This window comes from Haloferax sp. s1 (genome assembly GCF_058382125.1).
In genome coordinates this window covers 1-3,528 of record NZ_JBZRPK010000361.1, presented here as the reverse complement: position 1 = coordinate 3,528, position 3,528 = coordinate 1, and the positions used below count along the sequence as shown (strand labels likewise).

The 3,528-nt window shown below is 60.5% G+C and carries 5 protein-coding genes; 2 read left to right on the top strand and 3 right to left on the bottom strand.

Annotation, left to right across the window (positions count from 1 at the left end):
- The first annotated feature begins 124 nt into the window (after positions 1-124).
- Positions 125-988 carry an ABC transporter ATP-binding protein gene (locus tag QT222_RS04435; RefSeq protein WP_004060298.1) on the top strand — a complete coding sequence of 288 codons (864 nt, stop codon included), beginning with the start codon at positions 125-127 and terminating at the stop codon, positions 986-988.
- Entirely contained in the window at positions 985-1,746 is a 762-nt protein-coding gene (locus QT222_RS04430; protein WP_004060296.1) for an ABC transporter ATP-binding protein, read from the top strand. Before QT222_RS04435 ends, QT222_RS04430 begins: the two co-directional genes overlap by 4 nt.
- A gap of 78 nt (positions 1,747-1,824) precedes the next feature.
- On the opposite strand, the gene QT222_RS04425 is transcribed toward QT222_RS04430, so the two are convergent.
- From QT222_RS04425 to QT222_RS04415, 3 genes are all read right to left on the bottom strand, one after another.
- Positions 1,825-2,361, bottom strand: a complete 537-nt coding sequence (locus tag QT222_RS04425; RefSeq protein WP_491476430.1) for an Ig-like domain-containing protein — start codon at positions 2,359-2,361, stop codon at positions 1,825-1,827.
- A gap of 85 nt (positions 2,362-2,446) precedes the next feature.
- On the bottom strand, positions 2,447-2,899 hold the full coding sequence (locus QT222_RS04420) for an Ig-like domain-containing protein (RefSeq protein ID WP_491476429.1): 453 nt from the start codon (positions 2,897-2,899) through the stop codon (positions 2,447-2,449).
- Positions 2,900-3,029: 130 nt separating this feature from the next.
- The coding region (locus QT222_RS04415) for an ABC transporter substrate-binding protein (protein WP_491476428.1) at positions 3,030-3,528 on the bottom strand (499 nt) is incomplete at its 5' end.

The following is a 3,528-nucleotide window of genomic DNA, read 5'->3' as shown; positions in this document are numbered from 1 at the left end:
GGTTGATGCACAACCGGCCAGAGGGACTTCTCGGCCACCGCAAAGAGACGGCCTCCGTCATCTCGCTGTCGCGTCCGAAGTCGATGGCGACTGACGGTGGGACGGTAGAGGGGGGTGAAGACGAATGAGTGACGCTGCCTCACCACCTGTCGACGATGTCGCGAAGAAAGTCGATGAAGATGCACTGGGGGCGTTCGCCTCGGGCGTCGACACGACGGTCGACTTCCCGCTGCAGGTCGAGGGACTGCACAAGTCGTTCGGCGGTATCACCGCCGTTGACGGCGCGTCCTTCGAGGTCGAAGCCGGGACGCTTACGGGTCTCATCGGTCCGAACGGGGCCGGTAAGTCCACGACGTTCAACCTCATCACGGGGATGCTCAAACCCGATTCGGGAACGGTCACGTTCAACGGTGAGGACATCACCGGCGAGGAACCGCACGAAATCGCCAACCGCGGCATGGTTCGGACGTTCCAAATCGCTCGCGAACTGAGCGACATGACTGTCCTCGAAAATATGATGCTCGCGCCGAAGCACCAGCGCGGCGAAGAACTGTGGCGCTCCGTCATGCCGGGCGTCCGCGACGACGTTCGCGAACAAGAAGAGGAACTCCTCGAACGTGTCTGGGCAGTCCTCGACTTCTTCGACATCGACCACATCGCCGAAGAGTACGCGGGCAACCTCTCGGGCGGCCAGCGGAAACTCCTCGAAATGGCGCGGGCACTTCTCACCGACCCCGATATGCTGCTCCTCGACGAGCCATTCGCGGGAGTCAACCCGACGCTCGAAAAGAAGTTACTCAAACACATCCACGAACTCCGCGAGCAGGGCTACACGTTCCTGCTCGTCGAACACGACATGGACCTCATCATGAACAACTGTGAACACGTCATCGTCCTCCATCAGGGGAAGGTTCTCACTGAGGGGACGCCGGACGACATTCGGAGCAACGAAGAGGTCATCGAGGCCTACCTCGGAGGGAACGTATGAGCGTCGACGCTAACACCAGTGCGACGAGCGGTGCGGGCGTCGAAGACCGAAGCGACGTACTTCTGCGCGTCCGCAACCTCGATGCTGGCTACGGCGACCTGCAAATCCTCACCGACGTCGACATGGACGTGTTCGACGGCGAGTACGTCACTATCGTCGGCCCGAACGGGGCAGGCAAGTCGACGACCATGAAATCCGTCTTCGGGCTGACCGCCCTCATGGGCGGGGAAGTCCAGTTCAAAGAAGAGGATATCACCGGCCGACGCCCCGAAGATATCATCCACGTCGGTATCGGCTACGTCCCGCAGAACGACAACGTGTTTCCCACACTGACGGTCGAAGAGAACCTCGAAATGGGCGCGTACATCCTCGATGAGGTGCCGTCAGAGGCGATGCGGGCAGTCTACGACAGGTTCCCGATTCTCGAAGAGCGCAAACACCAGAAGGCGGGCACCATGTCCGGCGGGCAACAGCAGATGCTCGCAATGGGTCGTGCGCTCATGCTCGACCCAGACTTGCTCCTCCTCGACGAGCCATCGGCGGGACTCGCCCCTGACCTCGTCGAAGAGATGTTCGACAAAATCGACGAAATCAACGAGGCGGGCACGGCCGTCCTGATGGTCGAACAGAACGCCAAAGAGGCGCTCCGGCGCTGTGACCGCGGGTACGTCCTCGCAAACGGACAGAACCGCTACATGGATACTGGCACTGCGCTGCTCGAAGACGAACAGGTCAGACAGGACTTCCTCGGCGGATAGCTATCCTCAAACCCGGCGTCCATTTTTCTGACACCTATCCGAGTAGCGACTGTACTACTCGTTGCACCGACTGCGCCCTCAGTCGCACTGGTACAGGAGCGATTCGACTACCGGAGCGCCGTTTTCGAGCTTCAACGTTACTCTCGTAGTCAAGCAGTAGCAGGCGGTGTATCTCACTGTTTCCGAGCCGTCGTCCGTCTCGATAGTTAGTTCGTACTCGCCGCCGATTGGAATGTCGAATTTGAGGTTCGACTCCCCGGGTGATACTATCCGTGTCGTCTCCGTGACGACCCCTTCGTCGTCCGAAAGCGTCAGCATCACCTCGCGGTCGACATCGTCAGTGTTCTCGACGGAAATCCACTTGCCTCTCGGCCACGAACAGCCAACCCTGAGCGACCCGTCCTCAGCGACGAGAATAGTCAACAACGGCCACGCCCAGTTTTCCGGGATGTTCCACTTGTAGGTCGCACGGCGGCCGTCCTCGGCCTCGACGAACACGTCGTAGGTTGCGTGCGACTCCACCAGCGGGGGCGTCGAAATCTCGCGGTCGGTCTCAGCGTTGAAGGTGTGTTCGATGAATCGGTCGCCGTCGTGTTCGATTGCGACGGTGAGCACAGCGTCCTCGTCGCTTTCGTTTCGAATTTCGGCGCGCGGCGGCTCGAAGATTTCTTTCGCACCTGAGACGCTGTACGGGAGGTACTCACTGTTGCCTTCGGTGAGTTGCTGGCGGGGTTTGAGGTCGCCGCCGTTCGTAAGTGACGCGCCACTCGTAGTCGAGCGTTGCGCCGGTATCGAGTTCGGCGGCGACGTGGTACGTCCCCTCGCCGACGAGGGTGTCTTCGACGGACATTCCGAAACCGGGGCCGGCACTAACGTCGACCGACCGGTCGATGATGGTGTCGTCGCCGTCCCGAACACGGATTGAGAGTGTCTGATTCACATCGTCTTCGTTTTCAACGACAAGGTTGGCTCGAGGCTCGTAGTCCGGCGTTTGCGTCTCCGGTTCCGTATCCTTCGGCGGCGGTGTCGGGTTAGTCTTCGTGGCTTGCGGATTCGTCGGGGTATCTGACGACCCGTTCTCATCGGACAGACACCCGGCCGTGACCGTAAGATACGACCCACCGAGCGTCGAGAGGAGGGCACGGCGCTTCATTACCTGAGGAGTGTCAACTTCAGAATAAGCGTCTTGTGTCGCAGCGGTAGCCGACACCGCAACGATAGTGCGGTCGCTCACGACGCTGCGTCGAAAGAAAAGTCGAGTCTGCCCGGGTCTCTCGTCCTGCTCAGTTCTCCGGTCCGGAGAGCGCCGTTTCGATGACGGAGGAGTACGACGACTCGCCGATGTTGAACGCGACCTGATTGTACACTTCGCCACCGAAATCGTCGGCGAAGACGTTGCTGAAGCGCTCGGAGAGTTGCTGTCCGTAGTCGTTGTTGACGAACAGCGTCGACACCGTACTAACTTCGAGGCGCTCGGACATGACCTGTGCCATGACGCGACCCTGCAGGTAGTCCGAGGGTGCCGTCCGGAAGATGAAGTCGTTGTCTTCGAGGTTCGAGACGGACAGCGCCGTCGAAGACGGCGAACAACCGACAATTTCGTTCGGGATGAACGCCTGCTGTGAGACGGGGACGTTCACGCCGGACGACGCCGACCCACACACGGACGGGACGCCCCCGGAGACGAGCGACTGCGCGGCTGAGACACCGGCGTCCGGAGACGTTTGGGTGTCTTCGATTTGCGCGTTGACCGAGATGCCAGCCGGATTGGCATCGTTGACC